Genomic DNA, 4535 nt, shown 5'->3' with positions numbered 1-4535 from the left:
CTGTCCTATCACACTTGCATTGTTAATCGCAACTGTACGGCTGGCAGGGGTAAATGCGTAACCTGTCTGGCTCGGCGTTATTGTATAAGCGCCGTTAGCAAGTCCACTAAAGCTGTAGTTGCCGTTTGCATCTGTAGTCGTTGTAGCATTTGCTCCACCACTCAGGGTTATCGTTACACCAGCTACAGGTGCCCCTACTCCAGTGCCCAGAGCTCGAGTCCTCACTGTCCCTGAAATAGAATATGTGCCAGGAGGAACAACCGTCCCAACAAAATCCTGCCCTACTACATTTGCATTGTTAATAGTCACTGACCTGCTTGCAGGTGTGAAGGAATAGCCTGAAAGGGTCGGTGTCACTGTATAATTTCCATTGGCAAGCCCTGTGAATGTATAAACGCCAGATGCATTTGTAGTAGTAATTGCATTTGTAGCTCCTGTAAGATTAACACTAACATTTGCCAATGGACTGCCACCGCTTGTGATTGTCCCTGATATTGAGTAGGTCGGAGCGCCCCCTGTGAAAGTAGCAGTAAAGTGCCCTGTCACACTTGCATTGTTAATCGCAACTGTACGGCTGGCAGGAGTAAATGCGTAACCTGTTTTGCTCGGCGTTATTGTATAGTTTCCATTTGCAAGTCCACTAAAGCTGTAGTTGCCGTTTGCATCTGTAGTCGTTGTAGCATTAGCTCCACCGATCAGGGTTATCGTTACACCAGCTACAGGTGCTCCTACACCAATGCCCACAGCTCGAGTCCTCACCGTCCCTGAGATCGAGTAGGAAACGGTAAGATTAAATGTCGCCGTTACTCCCGAATTGGCTGTTATGTTAAATGAGCAATTCCCTGTGCCTGAGCAGCCACTTGCTGAGCCTGTGCCATTACTCCAGCCTGCAAATGTTGAGCCTGCTCCTGCAGTGCCTGATAGTGTAATCGCTGTGTTGTGATTGGCTGTGCATGTGCCAATGTTGCCAGACCAGCTTAATGTGCATCCTGTCGCATTCACCGTGCCTGTCCCTGTGCCTGCTTTGGTAACAGTGAGGGTGTATTGAGTGGGTGTTGTGTTAAAGCATCCTAATACTATCAATGTAGTATCGCCGCTTGGATTAGCACATATAGAATCTGTGGAAATTGTAAGTATATATTCCCCCTGTGACAAGTTTTGATTTAAACTCACCCATGCCTCACACCAACCTGCGTAACAACTACCTGCTGTAGTGCTGCCTGAAAGTTCATATCCATTTGGCCCAGAGATAGTAAAATCAGGAGTCATTGTTCCAGTGATAGGGGGATAGTGCCAGATGCGTATCCTTGTGACAAAAGCTGGCTGACTCAAATTGAATGCCTGCGTATCGGTATATCCACAACCACCAATATACCCGAAATTAATAAGTTCTTGTTCTTGGGTACAAGATGAATGGGTGAGATTAAATGTCGCCGTCACTGCCGAATTGGTTGTTATATTAAATGTGCAATCCCCTGTGCCTGTGCAGCCACTTGCTGAGCCTGTGCCATTACTCCAGCCTGCAAAGGTTGAGCCTGCATCTGCCGTGCCTGATAGTGTAATCGCCGTGCCGTGATTGACTGTGCATGTGCCTGTGTTGTTGTTCCAGCTTAATGAGCAGCCTGTCGCATTCACCGTGCCTGTCCCTGTGCCTGCTCTGGTTACGGTAAGGGTGCGTTGCTGGATAAATGTGGCTACTACAGTGCAGTTTGCTGTGACGGGGTTGGTTGTGTATGTATTTCCACTTAGCGTTCCGCCGCATGTGCCGCCCACTGAGGCAGTGTAGCCGACATTAGGAGTTACTGTGAACTGTGTGGTTGCGCCGTGATTCACTGTTTGAGCAGTATTAGGATTAATCGTCCCGTTAGCTCCCGCTGAAGGCGTTACTGTGTATTGATTCAGTGTGAATGTGGCTTCAGCGGTCTTGTTTCCGTCAAGGTTGTTGAATGTGCAGGTGGCTGTGGTCGTGCCATTGCCTGCTACTGCACCTGTGCATGTTGTCCATGAAGCGGTTGAGCCTGCTCCTGCTGTTGCTGTAAGAACTACATTTGTCCCATGATTGAAATTGGCTGCTCCAGTGCTATTAGCAGGATGGTTATAGCTTATGCCAGCAGGATTTGAGGACACTGCGCCTGTGCCATTGCCGGCTGCGTTGGCTGTTACAGTGTATTGATTCAGTGTGAATGTGGCTTCAACCGTGCAGTCGCCTGTAATAGCATTGGTCGTGTATGTGTTGCCTGAAAGATTGCCTCCGCATGTGCCTGTTACATTCTGAAGGGTATAGCCAGCATTAGCTGTTATAGTGCATGTGGAGGTTGAACCATGATTAACAGGATTAGGTGTGCAAGATACACTTCCGCCTGCCGGAGGATTAGCTGATGTTGTGATGGTGTATTGATTCAGTGTAAAGTTTGCCGTGCAGGTCTTGTCAGCATCCATTGTTATCTGGCATGTGTTGTTTGTCCCACAGCTTGAGCAATCATCGCTCCAGCCTGCAAAGGTTGAGCCTGCGGCAGCCTCTGCTGTGAGGGTTACCACCTCACCTGCATCATATTCCTCTTCGCAGTCAGAACCACAATTTATGCCTACTGGATTGCTTGTCACTGTGCCGCTTCCTGTGCCTGCCTTTGAAATATCCAAATTATAAAATATCCCGGCACGCACCGGCCAGACTCTGTAGAAGCTGGTCTTATAGCCGATGTCCACAAAGCCGACCCACATACTGACGACCCATGCGTAGACCGTATAGTTCACATAGGTAGACGACGACCAGTAGTAGCTTGATTGCACATTATCGAAGCCCTGCGTATTCAGCCATGTGGCGATGTTAGCCTCTTCATAGCTAATGAGACTCCTGAGTTCCTTTCTGTTGGGAAGACGCCAGTCGTCGTAGCCGCAGAGCGAAAAGTCATTTGCATAAATTAACGCATCTGCCCATGTCCTCAATGTGCTGTCAGGCGCTTTTACCCACATCAGACCTGTAAGATTGTCTGTTGCACAATCCCCGCTCACTGTAAACCTCGGAGAGGGCCAGGCAACTCCTCTTTCTAAATCCCCATCATCCCCTGCTGCATAAGTCGTTGTCTGCCCTGTCTTTGGGATATTAGCAGGATATGCTGGATCTGGATTGTTAGGCTGTCCGGCACGCACTGGCCAGACATAGTAGTTGTTTGGCTTAACGCCGGCGCCCACACCGCCGTCAAACATATCGACGAACCATGCCCTTTCCGTATCGTGCGCATAGGTAGACGACGACCAGTAGTTGCTTGACTGCACATTGGTGAAGCCCTGTGTATTCAGCCATGCTGGTAAGGTTGAGCACCAAAAGCCTCCACAGGTCTCCTCGGTATACCCTGCATGAACAAGGCTTTCGAGCTCGTTTACATTGGGGAGTCGCCAGTCGTTGTAGCCGCAGAGCGATAAGCTGTCTGCATAAGCTAACGCTTCTGCCCATGTCCTTATTGTGCTGTCAGGCGCTTTTACCCACATCAGACCTGTAAGATTGTCTGTTACGCAATCCCCGCTCACTGTAAACCTCGGAGAGGGCCAGGCAACTCCTGCCTGCCAGTTGCCATCCTGCCCTGTGCCGAGACAGGCGATTTCTGCCCCTTCTGCGTGATAGCACTTTGTCTGCCCTGATCTGGGTAAGTCAATCGTCCCTGCCCATGTGAAGGGCGCAAGTGTCAGGGCAAGGGCAAGGGTAATAAAAACTACTGCTAAAATCCTTACTGCCTTCATACCAGATTCCTCCTCGTATAATATATTAAAATCCCTCCTTACCTCCCTTTGAAAAAGGGAGGTATACAATCCCCTTTATCCCCCTTTTTTAAGGGGGAATACTAAAGTTCCCCTCTTTGAAAAAGAGGGGTTAGGGGAGATTTTAAAACAAAAAACGGCAAAACCCCGAAACAGGGCTTGCCGTTTCCTGTAATACTTTTAAAATTCTATTAAGGCTAATTAAACTGACTGACTGGCGCAAATTATATGCCACAATATAGCCCACTCCGGCTTATTCCATTTTCAAAAATCTTTTTATTATTTCGGCAGCCACATATAACATAATTTCCTTAAACAAATAAAACTTACCATAATCTTTCCAAAAATACAAGAATTTTCTGACCCCCGAAAAATAGACATAGAAAATTGCTTTCCCAGCAAATCCCCCTCCCCTTGCGGGAGGGGGCGAGGGGGAGGGGTAACCGAATTGGTTATTAAACACCTTCACCCTCGCCCTCCCCCGTCAAGGTAGAGGGAACTTTTGGAGAGTCTATCTCTATTTTCCGATTTCACTTTCTCTTTTGAAGCCTTCTTTTTAAAATATCTTTGTATCGATTCCCTATCAGTTGAGACCTTTTCTTTGCTTAACACTTTTCCCTTGTTGTTCATAGTTGTTGCTACAAAATATTGATTATGATAATCAATTCCGATATACTTCATATGTGCACCTCCTCTTAATTTTAGGGGATAGGTGATCCTATCGCCCTGTTTTTTAACTTAGGGGTTAGTATAAACTAAACGCCCTCAACGGAGGTGCA

The 4535-nt window shown here is 47.7% G+C and carries 3 protein-coding genes; all 3 read right to left on the bottom strand.

The genetic code is table 11. The features are described 5' to 3' along the window. On the bottom strand, window positions 1–3738 hold a 3738-nt coding region (locus AC3EBE_RS19705), incomplete at its 3' end, for an Lcl domain-containing protein (RefSeq protein WP_488596736.1). Window positions 3739–4009: 271 nt separating this feature from the next. Next, window positions 4010–4225 (bottom strand): hypothetical protein, encoded by a 216-nt coding sequence (locus AC3EBE_RS19700; RefSeq protein WP_488596735.1) that lies wholly within the window; start codon window positions 4223–4225, stop codon window positions 4010–4012. Next, window positions 4222–4437, bottom strand: coding sequence for a hypothetical protein (locus tag AC3EBE_RS19695; RefSeq protein ID WP_488596734.1), 216 nt, complete (start codon window positions 4435–4437; stop codon window positions 4222–4224). The genes AC3EBE_RS19700 and AC3EBE_RS19695 overlap by 4 nt, the downstream gene beginning before the upstream one ends. Window positions 4438–4535 lie beyond the last annotated feature (98 nt).

The organism is Mesobacillus sp., from assembly GCF_057785455.1.
This window is presented reverse-complemented; position numbering and strand designations above follow the sequence as displayed.